Here is a 14397-nt window from a genome sequence, read left to right as displayed (position 1 = left end):
TAATCTGTGGTGCCAGTAATAGAGCACCGTATCAACCTACCCGGCGCCAGCCGCTGTGCGTATAATTGGCCACTTTGTGAGCAAGAAGTGCGTTATGCAGCTGGTTCGAGGCCTTCATAATCTGCGGCCCCAGCATCGGGGCTGCGTCGCCACCATCGGTAATTTCGACGGCGTTCATCGTGGCCACCAGGCGATTCTGGCGCGTTTACGTGAGCGTTCGGCGGAGCTTGGCGTACCGAGTTGCGTGGTGCTGTTCGAGCCGCAACCGCGTGAATACTTCGACCCCAAGGGCGCACCTGCTCGGTTGAGCCGTCTGCGTGACAAGCTCGCGCTGCTGGCTGCCGAGGGTGTCGACCGTGTGCTGTGCCTGGCCTTCAACCCACGCTTGCGCGAGTTGAGCGCGGCCGAGTTCGTGCAGCGCGTATTGCTCGATGGCCTGGGTGTTCTGCATCTGGAAGTGGGTGACGATTTCCGCTTTGGTTGCGACCGCGCCGGTGATTTCGCCTTTCTGGCCGAGGCCGCACAGCGCGAAGGCTTTACCGTCGAGGCGGCCAAGACCGTGGAGGTCGATGGTCAGCGGGTCAGCAGTACGCGCGTGCGTGAGGCCCTGGCCAACGGTGATTTCAAGGTCGCCGAAGGCATGCTCGGGCGGCCGTTCCGAATCGTCGGGCGGGTGCTGCACGGGCAGAAGCTTGGGCGTCAATTGAATGCGCCGACCGCCAACGTGCAGCTCAAGCGCAAGCGCGCACCGCTGACCGGGGTCTACCTGGTCAGCGCCGATATAGATGGCCGGCCATGGCCGGGCGTCGCCAATATTGGCGTGCGCCCCAGCGTGGCCGGTGACGGGAGCGCCCACCTCGAGGTGCACCTGCTGGATTTTGCCGGCGACCTGTATGGCCGGCGTTTGACGGTGGCATTCCACCACAAGCTGCGCGATGAGCAGCGTTTCGCCTCACTCGAGGCACTGAAGACGGCAATTGCTGCCGATATTGCCGCCGCCCGCGCCCATTGGCACGGCCAACCGCTTAAGTGAAGAGCCGAGATGACCGACTATAAAGCCACGTTGAATCTTCCTGATACCCAGTTCCCGATGAAGGCCGGCCTGCCGCAGCGCGAGCCGCAAATCCTGCAACGCTGGGACGACATTGGTCTGTATCAGAAGCTGCGTGAGATTGGCGCCGACCGGCCGAAGTTCGTCCTGCACGACGGCCCGCCCTATGCGAACGGCAGCATTCATATCGGTCACGCGCTGAACAAGATCCTCAAGGACATCATCACCCGTTCCAAGACCATCGCGGGCTTCGATGCGCCTTACGTTCCGGGTTGGGATTGCCATGGCCTGCCGATCGAGCACAAGGTCGAAACCACCTTCGGCAAGAATCAGCCTGCCGATCTGACCCGCGAGCGTTGCCGCACCTACGCCGGCGAGCAGGTCGAGGAGCAGAAGGGCAATTTCATCCGTCTCGGCGTGCTGGGCGAGTGGAACAACCCCTACCTGACCATGAACTTCGCCAACGAGGCCGGTGAAATCCGTGCCCTGGCGGAGATCGTCAAGAAAGGCTTCGTGTTCAAGGGCCTGAAACCGGTCAACTTCTGCTTCGACTGCGGCTCGGCACTGGCCGAGGCCGAGGTCGAGTATCAGGACAAGAAGTCCGACGCCATCGACGTTGCCTTCCCGGTCGAAGATGCCGACAAGTTGGCCGCCGCATTCGGGCTGGCCAGCCTGAGCAAGCCGACCAGCATCGTCATCTGGACCACCACGCCCTGGACCATTCCGGCCAACCAGGCGCTGAACGTGCACCCGGAATTCAACTACGCCCTGGTGGACGTCGGTGATCGCCTGCTGCTGCTGGCCGAAGAAATGGTCGAGAGCAGCCTGCAACGCTACGGCCTGCAGGGCGAAGTCGTCGCCATCGCGGCGGGCGCCAAGCTGGAACTGATCAATTTCCGTCATCCGTTCTACGATCGCCTGTCGCCGCTTTACCTGGCCGACTACGTCGAGTTGGGTGCCGGCACCGGTATCGTGCACTCCGCGCCTGCCTACGGTGAGGACGACTTCTACAGTTGCAAGCGCTACGGCATGAGCAACGACGACATCCTCAACCCGGTACAGAGCAACGGCGTCTATGTCGACTCGCTGCCGTTCTTTGGTGGCCAGTTCATCTGGAAGGCCAACCCGGCCATCGTCGCTAAGCTCGAAGAAGTCGGCGCGCTGCTCAAGCACGAAGCGATCAACCACAGCTACATGCACTGCTGGCGCCACAAAACACCACTGATCTACCGCGCCACTGCGCAGTGGTTCATCGGCATGGACAAGCAGCCGAACGAGGGGTCGACTCTGCGTGAGCGCTCGCTGGCGGCCATCGAAGAAACCCAGTTCGTACCGGCCTGGGGCCAGGCGCGTCTGCACAGCATGATCGCTGGTCGCCCTGACTGGTGCATCTCGCGTCAGCGCAACTGGGGCGTACCGATCCCGTTCTTCACGCACAAGGAAAGCGGCGAGCTGCACCCGCGTACCGCCGAGCTGATGGAGCAGGTGGCGCAGCGCGTCGAGCAGGAAGGCATCGAAGCCTGGTTCAAGCTCGACACCGCCGAGCTGCTGGGTGACGAAGCCGGCCAGTACGACAAGAGCCGTGACACCCTGGACGTCTGGTTCGATTCGGGTACCACTCACTGGCATGTGCTGCGCGGCTCCCATGCCGAGCTGGCGCATCCGAATGGCCCGGCCGCCGACCTCTATCTGGAAGGCTCCGACCAGCACCGCGGCTGGTTCCACTCATCCTTGCTGACCGGTTGTGCCATCGACGGTCACGCGCCGTACAAGGAACTGCTGACTCACGGTTTCACCGTCGACGAGCAGGGCCGCAAGCAGTCCAAGTCGCTGGGCAACGTGGTCGCGCCGCAGAAGGTCATCGACAGCCTGGGCGCCGACATCCTGCGCCTGTGGGTTTCCTCCACCGATTATTCGGGCGAGATGGCGGTCTCCGACCAGATCCTGCAGCGCAGCGCCGATGCCTACCGGCGTATCCGCAATACTGCACGCTTCCTGCTCTCCAACCTCAGCGGCTTCGATCCGGCTCAGCACCTGCTGGCCCCCGAGGACATGCTGGCGCTGGATCGCTGGGCCGTGGATCGCGCCCTGCTGCTGCAGCGCGAGATCGAAGAGGCTTACACCAGCTATCGCTTCTGGAACGTGTACCAGAAAGTGCACAACTTCTGCGTGCAGGAACTGGGCGGCTTCTACCTCGACATCATCAAGGATCGTCAGTACACCACCGCCGCCGACAGCGTGGCGCGTCGTTCCTGCCAGACCGCCATGTTCCATATTGCCGAAGCGCTGGTGCGCTGGATCGCGCCGATCCTGTCGTTCACCGCGGACGAAATCTGGCAGTACCTGCCGGGCGAGCGCAACGAGTCGGTAATGCTCAATACCTGGTACCAGGGGCTGAGCGAGCTGCCAGCCGGTTTCGAGCTGGATCGCGCCTTCTGGGATCGTGTCATGGCGGTCAAGACCGCGGTCAACAAGGAACTGGAGAACCAGCGCAGCGCCAAGCTGATCGGTGGCAACCTGCAGGCCGAAGTGACCCTGTACGGTGAAGCCTCGCTGGTTGCCGACCTGACCCGTCTGGGCGATGAACTGCGCTTCGTGCTGATCACCTCCGGCGCCAGCCTGGCACCATTGGACGCCGCGCCGGTTGAAGCGGTGCAGACCGAAGTTGCCGGCCTGAAGCTGAATATCGTCAAATCCGGCCTGACCAAGTGCGCGCGCTGCTGGCACTTCTGCGCCGACGTCGGTACCCATGCCAACCACCCGGAGATCTGTGGCCGTTGCGTGGACAACATCGAAGGCAAGGGCGAGGTACGCCATCATGCGTAACGCCCCGGCCCGCACCACGGAGAAGCCGTCATGAGCGCGCGTTTCGGCAAGCTCGGCTGGGTGTGGTTGAGTGTGGTGGTCTTCGTGGTCGATCAGATCACCAAGTACTGGTTCGACAACAACCTGCAGATGTACGAGCGCATCGTGGTCATCCCCGACTACTTCAGCTGGACGCTGGCCTACAACACCGGCGCGGCCTTCAGCTTCCTGGCCGGTGCGGGCGGCTGGCAGCGCTGGCTGTTCACCCTGATCGCCCTGGTGGTCAGCGTGGTGCTGGTGGTGTGGCTCAAGCGTCTGAAGCCCGACGAGACCTGGCTGGCCGTCGGCCTGGCCCTGGTGCTCGGCGGTGCGCTGGGCAACCTGGTGGATCGCGTGGTGTTCGGCCACGTGGTCGACTTCATCCTGGTGCACTGGCAGAACCGCTGGTATTTCCCGGCGTTCAACCTGGCCGATAGCGCGATCACCGTCGGTGCCGTACTGCTGGCGCTGGACATGTTCAAGAGCAAGAAGTCGGAAGAAGAGGTGGCACGTGACTGATGTACGTATCGGCCCGGATCGGCAGGTAACCCTGCATTTCGCGCTGAAGCTGGACAACGGTGATGTCGTCGACAGCACCTTCGACAAGCAGCCGCCCACCTTCAAGGTCGGTGACGGCAACCTGCTGCCGGGGTTCGAGTCCGCGCTGTATGGCTTCAAGGCCGGCGACAAGCGCAGCGTGACGGTGCTGCCGGAGCAGGGCTTCGGTCAGCCGAACCCGCAGAACGTTCAGGTCATGCCGCGCTCGCAGTTCCAGGACATGGAGCTGTCGGAAGGGCTGCTGGTGATCTTCAACGACGCTGCCAATACCGAGCTGCCCGGTGTGGTCAAAGCCTTCGATGACGCTCAGGTGACCATCGACTTCAACCACCCGCTGGCTGGCAAGACGCTGACGTTCGACGTCGAGATCATCGACGTCCAGGCGATCTGACGAGACGCCAGCGGATCAGACGGACATTCCTCGTGAACGCGCTGTCTATCGCGTAAGGTCTTTTGGGCTTACGCGATACACTCTCCACTCAAGCTTCCGTGCCGAGCGTGCCATGCATATCAAACTCGCCAATCCCCGCGGTTTCTGCGCCGGTGTCGACCGCGCCATCGAGATCGTCAACCGCGCCCTCGAGGTGTTCGGTTCGCCGATCTACGTGCGTCACGAAGTGGTGCACAACAAGTTCGTGGTCGAGGATCTGCGCTCCCGCGGCGCGATATTCGTCGAAGAGCTGGATCAGGTGCCCGATGACGTCATCGTCATCTTCAGCGCCCACGGCGTATCCCAGGCCGTGCGCAACGAAGCCACCAACCGTGGCCTGAAAGTGTTCGACGCCACCTGCCCGCTGGTCACCAAGGTACACCTGGAAGTGGTGCGCTACAGCCGTGACGGCCGCGAGTGCATCCTTATCGGCCATGCCGGTCACCCGGAAGTCGAAGGCACCATGGGCCAGTACGACGCCAGCAATGGCGGCGCCATCTACCTGGTAGAAGATGAAGAGGATGTCGCCAAGCTGCAGGTACGCGACCCCGACTCCCTGGCCTTCGTGACCCAGACCACGCTGTCGATGGACGACACCAGCAAGGTCATTGATGCCTTGCGCACACGCTTCCCCGCTATCGGTGGCCCGCGCAAGGACGACATCTGCTACGCCACCCAGAACCGCCAGGATGCGGTCAAGCAACTGGCTGACGAGTGTGACGTACTGCTGGTGGTCGGCAGCCCCAATAGCTCCAACTCCAATCGCCTGCGCGAGCTGGCCGAGCGTATGGGCACACCTGCTTACCTGATCGACGGCGCAGAAGACCTCAAGCGCGAGTGGTTCGAGGGTGCCCAAGGCATCGGCATCACCGCCGGCGCCTCTGCCCCTGAAGTGCTAGTGCGCGGTGTGATCGACAAGCTTGGCGAGTGGGGCGCCAGCAACGTCCAGGAACTCGACGGCCGCCCCGAGAACGTGACCTTTTCCATGCCGAAGGAACTGCGCCTGAAAGCGGTGTAGCGCTGATGCAGTGCACTCGAAGCCAGGGCAGATGCCCTGGCTTTTTTATGGGCGCCGTAAAAGGTCTTGCCACACACAGCCCGTCAGCGGTGCCGGGAGTTACCGCTGCCCACGGCAATTGCCTGTTTCACGTGTTGTTGGTGGCTTGGGTTCTAAGAGCGGCGCTTTGAAATCACTGGGCACTCGATTGCCATCCTGTTGACCAATACCTAGCCTCGTTCACTTATGCCCGCCATCGCCTGGCGCTGGGGGGGAGCATTCAACAGGAGGATCAACATGGCTCACGAGCAAATCGTCATCACCACGCCAGACGGCCGATGCCCGGCCCACGTGTTCACGCCGGCTGGTGGGCAGGGCGGCCCGGCGGTCATCTTCTACATGGACGCCGGCGGCATCCGCCCCGCGGAGCTCGCCATGGCTCAGCGGCTGGCCGATGCGGGCTACGTGGTGCTACTGCCGGATCTGTATTACCGCTACGGCGCATACGGGCCGTTCGACCCCAGAGAAGTGTTCAAGGGTGACTTCCGTGTGATCCTCGGGCCACTGATGGCAACCACTGGCAATGCCAAGGCAGCAGCGGACACCGATGCCTATCTCGCCTACCTTGATCAGCGCAGTGACGTGCATGGGCAGCGGGTCGGCGCGGTGGGCTTCTGTATGGGTGGCGGTATGGCGATCTCTGCAGGTGGTACGCGACCCGAGCGTTTCGCGGCCATCGCCAGCTTTCACGGTGGCAACCTGGCGACCGACGCCGCTGACAGTCCACACCGCTCTGCGCCTGCGCTCCAGGCCGAACTCTATATTGCTGCGGCCGAGGGCGATGGCAGTTACCCGCCGGAGATGGCCGAGCGTTTCGAGAAAGCACTGAACGATGCCGGCGTGACCTTCAATTCGCAAACCTACCCCGCCAAGCACGGTTGGATGAAGCCGGACTTTCCCGTCTACGACCAGGACGCCGCCGAACATGGCTGGCGCCAACTGCTCGCGTTCTTCGGCCGTACTCTGGGCTGAAGGCAAATTGCGCCCATAAAAAAGCCGGCTTGTGGCCGGCTTTCGTAAGGCAGGTTGTGCTTACTTTTGATAAGCAGCAGCCGCCTTGGTGATTTCGGCGCGGGCGGCTTCTGCGTTGCCCCAGCCTTCGACTTTGACCCACTTGCCTTTCTCGAGATCTTTGTAGTTCTCGAAGAAGTGCTTGATCTGCTCGATCAGCAGTGGGGGCAGGTCGGTGTATTCCTGGATGTCTTTGTAGATGGTGGTCAGCTTGTCGTGCGGGACGGCGATCAGTTTGGCGTCGCCACCGGCTTCGTCGGTCATGTGCAGGACGCCAACCGGGCGGGCGCGGATCACCGAGCCTGGGGCCACCGGGTACGGCGTCACGACCAGCACGTCGAGGGGGTCGCCGTCGTCGGCCAGGGTGTGCGGGATGAAACCGTAGTTGGCCGGGTAGAACATCGGGGTGGCCATGAAACGGTCGACGAACAGGCAGTCGGTGTCGTGATCGATTTCGTATTTGATCGGCGCGTGGTTGGCCGGGATCTCGATAGCGACGTAGATGTCATTCGGCAGGTCTTTACCGGCCGGAACCTTGCTGTAGCTCATGGGTGACTCCCTGATGTGCGCCAAAAAAAGTGGCGCGATTATAGGTGGATTCCCGCGTCGTTGCCATTACAGCCATTGGTCGTATCCGGCTGGGCGGGGTTGGGTTCCTGATAGTCCGGGTGTTCGACCTGCAGGCGGCGCAAACGTGCCAGCGGATCCTGTCGATAGAACAGACGCAACTGGGCGTAGACCGCTGGAAAGGCCTCGTCGAGCAGGTCGGGAGCGTTGAAGAAATACTCGCTGGTCACCGCAAAGAACTCGGCGGGGTTTTCCGCTGCATAGGGATCGATAGCGGTCTGCGCCTCCTCATCGGCGTCCAGCTCGGCGTTCATGCTGTCGAACGCTTGCTGCATGGCAAGGGCCCATTGCTGGATATCCATATTGCTGTGCAGCGGCGGCAGGCCGTTGGCGTCGCCACCGAGCATGTCCAGCTTGTGTGTTAGTTCGTGGATCACCAGGTTGTAGCCTTCCCAGCCGCCGCTGGCCTGTACGCCGGGCCAGGCGAGGATCACCGGACCCTGTTGCCAGGCTTCACCGCTGTGCTCGCCATCCCACTCATGTTCGATACCGCCTGAGTCGCGATGGCGTTGCGGGCTGACGAAGTCGTCCGGATAGAGGATGACCTCGTGAAAGCCCTGATACCAGTTGAGATCGGCTAGGCCGAGCAGTGGCAGTTCCGCCAGCGTTGCCAGGGCCAGTCGGTCGTCGTGGTCGAGTTCGAGGCCGGGCAGGGTAGTCAGGTGTTTGTTGTGCAGAAACAGCACGGCGCGCTCGCGCAGGCGCTGCTCTTCTTCTTCGCTGAATCCGTCGAGAATCGGCAAGCGCTGGCGCACGATGGCCCAGCTGCTGTCGCTGACAGGGTTGCGGGAGAGGATGCGCCGACGGCGCCAGGCGCTAAACGACCACATGACAAAAGCTCGATTGCAGGGTGGCGTCACCTTAAGCAGGCCATCCGCTTACCGCAAGCGCGCAGGCGTTACGCGCTGTTGAAGGGCAAAGGGATGCCTGTTTGCCAGGCAGGTGCACCTGGCAGCGCCACGCGACTGAGTCTTGCTCGCCTGGGCACTCCTGGCAGGCAGGGTGCGGGGCGCTGCTGTGCTAATCTGCGGCCATGTTTTCACTCGGTTCGCCCGGCTTTCGGCGCGCCTGTTTTCGAGGTTTTCATGCATATCCACATTCTCGGCATCTGCGGCACGTTCATGGGGTCGCTGGCAGTACTGGCCAAGGAACTGGGCCATCGCGTCACCGGTTCCGATGCCAATGTCTATCCGCCCATGAGTACCCAGCTCGAAGCTCAGGGCATCGAGCTGATGCAGGGCTACGATCCTGCTCACCTGCAGCCTGCACCCGATCTGGTGGTGGTAGGCAATGCCATGAGCCGCGGCAACCCGGCGGTCGAGTACGTGCTCAACAAGGGGCTGCCCTACGTGTCCGGGCCGCAGTGGCTGGCCGACCATGTGCTGCAGGGGCGTTGGGTGATGGCGGTGGCGGGCACCCACGGCAAGACCAGCAGTTCGAGCATGCTCGCCTGGGTGCTCGAGCATGCGGGCATGGCGCCGGGCTTCCTGATTGGTGGCGTGCCGCAGAACTTCGGCATTTCCGCGCGTCTGGGCGATACGCCGTTCTTCGTCGTCGAGGCCGATGAATACGACAGCGCGTTCTTCGACAAGCGCAGCAAGTTCGTTCACTACCGCCCGCGCACCGCGATCCTCAATAACCTCGAGTTCGACCACGCGGATATCTTCCCGGATCTGGCGGCCATCGAGCGCCAGTTCCATCATCTGGTACGGATCATCCCCGGCGAAGGCCTGGTCATCCACCCGGCCAGCGAAACCGCGCTGGCGCGGGTGATCGGCATGGGCTGCTGGACGCCCGTGCAGACTACTGGCGAAGGTGGGCAGTGGCAGGCACGTCTGCTGGCTGCCGACGGCTCGCGGTTCGAGGTGAGTTTCGACGGCAAGGTCGAGGGCGTGGTGGAGTGGGGCCTGACCGGCCAGCACAACGTCGCCAATGCCTTGGCCGTGCTGGCTGCGGCGCGGCATGTCGGTGTGGTGCCGGCGCTGGGCATCGAGGCGCTGGGACGTTTCATCAATGCCAAGCGGCGTATGGAAAAGGTCGCCGAAGTGAGGGGCGTGACCGTCTATGACGACTTCGCCCACCACCCGACAGCCATCGCCACCACCCTCGACGGCCTGCGCAAGCGGGTTGGTGACGAGCAGGTCATCGCGATCATCGAACCGCGCTCCAACTCCATGAAACTCGGCGCCCATCGCGATGGCCTGGCGCAATCCGCCGAGCAGGCCGATGCGGTGTTCTGGTACGCGCCGCCGAATCTGGGCTGGGATCTGGCGGCTACCGTGGCTGGCGCTGCCAATCCGACTCAGGTCTGCGATTCGCTGGAGGCGATCATCGATGGGGTCAAGGCGCTGGTGCGTCCCGGCACCCAGGTAGTGATCATGAGCAATGGTGGCTTCGGCGGCCTGCACGGCAAGCTGGCCGCGGCGCTGGAGGCATGAGCGTGGCTGGCCCGGAGCGCATCACTCTCGCCATGACCGGCGCCTCCGGCGCGCAGTATGGGTTGCGGCTGCTCGACTGCCTGGTGCGTGAGGATCGGGAAGTGCACTTCCTGATCTCCAAGGCTGCGCAGTTGGTGATGGCCACCGAAACGGACGTCAGCCTGCCGGCCAAACCCCAGGCCATGCAGGCGTTTCTCACCGAATACACCGGCGCCACCGATGGGCAGATTCGTGTCTACGGCAAGGAAGACTGGATGGCCCCGGTGGCCTCCGGCTCCGGCGCACCCTCGGCCATGGTGGTGGTGCCGTGCAGCACTGGCACCCTGTCGGCGATCGCCACCGGCGCCTGCAACAACCTGATCGAACGTGCCGCCGACGTGGCCCTCAAGGAGCGCCGCCAGCTGATTCTGGTACCGCGCGAGGCGCCGTATTCGAGCATTCATCTCGAGCACATGCTCAAGCTTTCCAACCTGGGCGTGACCATCCTGCCGGCCTCGCCTGGTTTCTATCACCAGCCGCAGACGGTGGATGACCTGGTCGACTTCGTCGTCGCACGGATTCTCAACTGCCTGAATATCCCTCAGGACATGCTGCCGCGCTGGGGCGAGCATCACCTCAACAGTGGCGATGAGTAAGCACGCGCTTTGCGCGGTGTTGCTGGCCTGTCTGCATGTGGGCGGCTGCGCCACCGCGCGTACCCTGGACGCCGCAAAGCCAGGTGCGCCGGTGGTTTACGCCGGTACTCGGCTGGACTGGTATGCGCTGCAAGGCGGTTGCTGCCCGGTCGAGCGTTTCGGGGCCGAGGCGCCTGCCTATGCTGCGGTTGACCTGCCGGCCAGCGCCTTGCTCGATACCCTGCTGTTGCCGCTTTCTCTGGCCAAGGCTCTGGGTATTGGTTTGCAGGTCAGTGGGGGAGGTTGAAGTATGAGAGCCAGTTCACGATCTTTCGGCTCGACTTCAGCGCCTTGACTTCAAAAAGGCGCAAGCGGCCGGTGAATGCCTGGCTTTTGTAGGAGGGGCTTTAGCCCCGAGCTCTTTGTTTGCCTTGATAAAAAGCTCGGGGCTAAAGCGGATCGCCGCCCGGCCCCTCCTACACGTTGCGCAAACGTCCGCTTCTGCCCCAGAGTGTGTAAAAACACTTTCGTATCGTGGATGCCTCGGCCCAGCGCAGTTGGGCGAGTCGATTGCCCACGCATTTGCCACGATCAGCACCGGTAACGCTCCGGAGCGCTTATGAAGCGTTTTAGCTCCACCTGGAGCAGCAAAAGCCGGGGGCTTTTACACCGCCATTGCCTTCAACAAGCCTTCGGCACCGATGATTCTCATGACCCGCTTCATGTTGTAGGCGAGCACATTCAGACTCATCTCCGCGCTGACGCCGGCCAGCCTACGTGTGAGGAAATGTGTGGATCCCATCCATTGTTTGAGCGTCCCGAAGGGATGCTCAACAGTGCGCTTTCGGACTCGCATCATGTCCGGCGCATGGTTCAGCCGGTTCTGCATTTCGTCTAGCACGGCTTCATGCTCCCAACGCCGCACTCGTCGCTGCTTGCTCGGCGTGCACTGAGTTTTCAGGGCGCAGCTCTGGCAGTTCGAACTCCAGTAGCAGTGCATGTTCAGGCCTTTCTCGACGCTGGAGAAACGCCAAATCAATTCCTCACCAGCTGGGCAAACGTATTCATTTTTAGCTGCGTTAAAAACGAAGGCATCTTTGTTGAAACGCCCGTCCGCTTTAGCTCCTGAAGTCATCGGCTTGGGTACATAGGCGGTAATTTTTGCATCATGGCAGGCCAGGATTTCCTCGCTTTTGAAGTAGCCTCGATCAGCCACGACCGACAGCGTTTCTGAACCAATGGCTTCCCGCGCCTGCTTAGCCATCGAGCTGAGTTGGTCGCGGTCAGAGCCAACGTTCGTGACCTCGTGAGCAACGATCAAATGGTGCTGGGTATCGACCGCCGTCTGTACGTTGTAGCCGACGATGCCATTGCCACGCGTCATCATCGAGCGGGCATCGGGGTCAGTCAGTGAAACCTGTTTGTCTGGAGAGTCGTTGAGCTGAGATTCGATTGCCTGAAGCTCTTTCATCTGAGCTTTGAGCTTGGCGATTTTCTCTTCCAGGCGCGTAGCATCTGGCTCAGCGGCGCTTGGCACTTGCCGATCAGCTGCATCAAGGGAGGTCAGGTAACGGTTGATGCTCGACTCGATTTCTTCCATTCGCCGCTTCAGTTTGGCGCTGGTGAAATTGCGGTCGCGGTTGTTCACTGCCTTGAATTTGCTCCCGTCGATGGCCACTAGGTTTTCGCTAAACAGCCCCAGCTGCTGGCACAGCACAACGAACTGGCGGCACGCGCCGCGAATGGCTTTGCTGTTGTCTTTTCGGAAGTTGGCGATGGTTTTGAAGTCGGGCATCAAGCGCCCGGCTAACCACATCAGCTCGACATTGCGCTGAGCTTCTCGCTCAAGGCGTCGGCTCGATTGGATGCGGTTCAGATAGCCGTAGATATAGATCTTCAGGAGGATCGCAGGGTGGTATGCCGGTCTGCCGGTTTCGGCTGGAATGACGCCATCAAAACCCAGCGTGGCCAAGTTGAGTTCATCGACGAAGACATCAACCACACGTACCGGGTTGGTATCGCTGACGTAGTCGTCGAGGCTCTCGGGAAGTAAGGCGCTTTGCCCTCGGTGCTCACCCTGGATAAACCGTTTCATGGGCTTCCCTTGCGATGAAGTTCTCAGAAATCATAGCAAGGGTATGTCCGGGCGTTTTTACACACTCTGGCCTTGTAGCAGCCTCTTTAATGTCGCCTAAAAAGATCGTGAACAGATTCTTAGATCGGCGTCAGCAGCGGCTCACCACGGAAATGCCGGTCGATATTCTCGAGGAACTGCGTCAACGACTGTTCCAGCGCCTGGGGCGAGTTGCCGCCGACGTGCGGGGTGACGATCAGGTTGTCGAGGTCAAGCAGCTCGTTGGGCGGTAGCGGCTCGCTTTCGTAGACATCCAGCGCCGCGGCACGGATGCGTTTTTCACGCAGTGCACTGCCTAGCGCGGCGGTGTCCACCACGCTGCCACGCGCCACGTTGACCAGATAACCCTGCGGCCCCAGCGCGTCGAGCACCTCGGCGTTGACCAGATGGAAGGTCGAGGCGCCGCCAGGAATGGCTACCACCAGGCAGTCGCTCCAGCGCGCCAGTTCCAGGGCGCTGGCGAAGTAGCGGTGCGGGCTGTCCGCTTTGGCCGAGCGATTGTGATAGCCCACCGGCATGTCGAAGGCTGCTGCGCGGCGGGCGAGTTTTTCGCCGATGGCACCGAGGCCGAGAATGCCCAGGCGCTTGCCGCACACACCATCGGTCATCGGCAGCGCATCGCGCCAGATGCCGGCGCGGCAGGCAACGTCCAGGCGACGCACATCGCGAATGGCAGCCAGCAGCAGAGCCATGGCGTGATCGGCGACGCAGTCGGCATTGCTGCCGGCGCCGTTGCTCATGGCGATGCCACGGGCACGGGCTGCCTCGAGATCGACCTTTTCATAGCCCACCCCGAGGGTGCCGACGAAGCCCAGTTTCGGCAGGCGAGCGATTTCTTCGCCGGTCAGGCCGATGGTGCCGATGGTCAGTACCGCCTGCACGTTGTCGGCGTGCTCCGAGATGGCCGCTTCCCGCGCTGCGGCATTGGGCGCATGGGTTACTTCGAAGCGCTCGGCGATACGCGCCAGACTGGCCTCGCTGAGCGGGTTGAGAATCAGCAGGTGCGGTTTCATGGTTTCTCCAGTTTCAGGGGGCCGCGACTTCGTGGCTTGCAACGGGCAGCGACTGGCACACGTCCACCCACTCGGCTTCGACCAGCTCGGCCATGCGCGCCGGGCTGATACGCACTGCGCTGTGGATACTGCCCGCAGCCGGCACTACTTCTTCGAACGCGCGCAACGACACATCGCAATACACCGGCAGTGGCGTGGCGAGCCCGAACGGGCACACACCGCCGACCGGGTGGCTGGTGAGGGCGAGTACGCTGTCGGCATCGAGCATCTTGGCCTTGCTGCCGAAGGTTTCCTTGATCTTGCGGTTATCGATGCGCGCATCGCCGCGGGCGACGATCAGCAGATTGCGCTCGCCCATGCGAAAGGCCAGGGTCTTGGCGATCTGCCCGGGCTCCACGCCATGTGCCTCGGCGGCCAGGGCCACGGTAGCGGTGCTGGTGTCGAGTTCGATGACGTGCAGCTCGGGCGCCTTCTCGGCGAAGAAGGCACGAACGGATTGCAGGCTCATGGGGCGGCTCCCGGTGCAAAGCCACAACCTTGTCGCGTCATGTGCGGGGAGGTCAAGCCCAGGCTCTGTACGAAAAGTACCTGCGCTCGGTGATGCTTCGTTAAAAAGCAGC

General features: G+C 62.3%; 14 protein-coding genes. 9 read left to right on the top strand and 5 right to left on the bottom strand.

What is annotated here, in order from left to right:
• The first annotated feature begins 94 nt into the window (after positions 1-94).
• From ribF to ACZ0AI_RS13295, 6 genes are all read left to right on the top strand, one after another.
• A complete protein-coding gene (ribF, locus tag ACZ0AI_RS13320; protein WP_463562318.1) occupies positions 95-1033 on the top strand; it encodes a bifunctional riboflavin kinase/FAD synthetase in 939 nt (312 codons plus the stop codon).
• A 9-nt stretch (positions 1034-1042) separates the two neighbouring features.
• Positions 1043-3877, top strand: coding sequence for an isoleucine--tRNA ligase (gene ileS, locus ACZ0AI_RS13315; RefSeq protein WP_463562317.1), 2835 nt, complete (start codon positions 1043-1045; stop codon positions 3875-3877).
• Between the two features lie 30 nt (positions 3878-3907).
• Positions 3908-4414 (top strand): signal peptidase II, encoded by a 507-nt coding sequence (gene lspA, locus ACZ0AI_RS13310; protein ID WP_463562316.1) that lies wholly within the window; start codon positions 3908-3910, stop codon positions 4412-4414.
• Positions 4407-4844, top strand: a complete 438-nt coding sequence (locus ACZ0AI_RS13305; RefSeq protein ID WP_463562315.1) for an FKBP-type peptidyl-prolyl cis-trans isomerase — start codon at positions 4407-4409, stop codon at positions 4842-4844. The genes lspA and ACZ0AI_RS13305 overlap by 8 nt, the downstream gene beginning before the upstream one ends.
• Positions 4845-4956: 112 nt before the next feature.
• Entirely contained in the window at positions 4957-5901 is a 945-nt protein-coding gene (gene ispH / locus ACZ0AI_RS13300) for a 4-hydroxy-3-methylbut-2-enyl diphosphate reductase (protein ID WP_463566143.1), read from the top strand.
• A 276-nt stretch (positions 5902-6177) separates the two neighbouring features.
• Positions 6178-6912, top strand: a complete 735-nt coding sequence (locus tag ACZ0AI_RS13295) for a dienelactone hydrolase family protein (RefSeq protein WP_463562313.1) — start codon at positions 6178-6180, stop codon at positions 6910-6912.
• 60 nt (positions 6913-6972) lie between these two features.
• On the opposite strand, the gene ppa is transcribed toward ACZ0AI_RS13295, so the two are convergent.
• Together ppa and ACZ0AI_RS13285 are read right to left on the bottom strand one after the other, a co-directional pair.
• Positions 6973-7500, bottom strand: coding sequence for an inorganic diphosphatase (gene ppa, locus ACZ0AI_RS13290; protein ID WP_463562312.1), 528 nt, complete (start codon positions 7498-7500; stop codon positions 6973-6975).
• 38 nt (positions 7501-7538) lie between these two features.
• On the bottom strand, positions 7539-8408 hold the full coding sequence (locus ACZ0AI_RS13285) for a M90 family metallopeptidase (protein ID WP_463562311.1): 870 nt from the start codon (positions 8406-8408) through the stop codon (positions 7539-7541).
• A 255-nt stretch (positions 8409-8663) separates the two neighbouring features.
• Between ACZ0AI_RS13285 and mpl the strand changes: the two genes are divergently transcribed.
• Genes mpl through ACZ0AI_RS13270 form a run of 3 tightly spaced genes read left to right on the top strand, consistent with a single transcriptional unit; the run spans position 8664 to position 10937 of the window.
• Positions 8664-10016: a UDP-N-acetylmuramate:L-alanyl-gamma-D-glutamyl-meso-diaminopimelate ligase gene (gene mpl / locus ACZ0AI_RS13280; protein WP_463562310.1), complete on the top strand. Its 1353-nt coding sequence runs from the start codon at positions 8664-8666 to the stop codon at positions 10014-10016.
• A gap of 2 nt (positions 10017-10018) precedes the next feature.
• Positions 10019-10651 (top strand): flavin prenyltransferase UbiX, encoded by a 633-nt coding sequence (ubiX, locus tag ACZ0AI_RS13275; RefSeq protein WP_225839624.1) that lies wholly within the window; start codon positions 10019-10021, stop codon positions 10649-10651.
• Positions 10644-10937: a YceK/YidQ family lipoprotein gene (locus tag ACZ0AI_RS13270; RefSeq protein WP_463562309.1), complete on the top strand. Its 294-nt coding sequence runs from the start codon at positions 10644-10646 to the stop codon at positions 10935-10937. Before ubiX ends, ACZ0AI_RS13270 begins: the two co-directional genes overlap by 8 nt.
• A 357-nt stretch (positions 10938-11294) precedes the next feature.
• Here the strand turns inward: ACZ0AI_RS13270 and ACZ0AI_RS13265 are convergent, their stop codons facing one another.
• From ACZ0AI_RS13265 to ACZ0AI_RS13255, 3 genes are all read right to left on the bottom strand, one after another.
• On the bottom strand, positions 11295-12725 hold the full coding sequence (locus ACZ0AI_RS13265) for an IS1182 family transposase (RefSeq protein WP_463562308.1): 1431 nt from the start codon (positions 12723-12725) through the stop codon (positions 11295-11297).
• A gap of 119 nt (positions 12726-12844) precedes the next feature.
• Complete coding sequence (locus ACZ0AI_RS13260; RefSeq protein WP_463562307.1) at positions 12845-13777, bottom strand: 2-hydroxyacid dehydrogenase; 933 nt, start codon at positions 13775-13777, stop codon at positions 12845-12847.
• Between the two features lie 13 nt (positions 13778-13790).
• Positions 13791-14285, bottom strand: coding sequence for a YbaK/EbsC family protein (locus ACZ0AI_RS13255; RefSeq protein WP_463562306.1), 495 nt, complete (start codon positions 14283-14285; stop codon positions 13791-13793).
• Positions 14286-14397 lie beyond the last annotated feature (112 nt).

It is taken from the genome of Pseudomonas sp. AC355 (assembly GCF_979258205.1).
The sequence above is the reverse complement of the archived record's forward strand: the minus strand, read 5'-3'. Positions and strand labels throughout refer to the sequence as shown.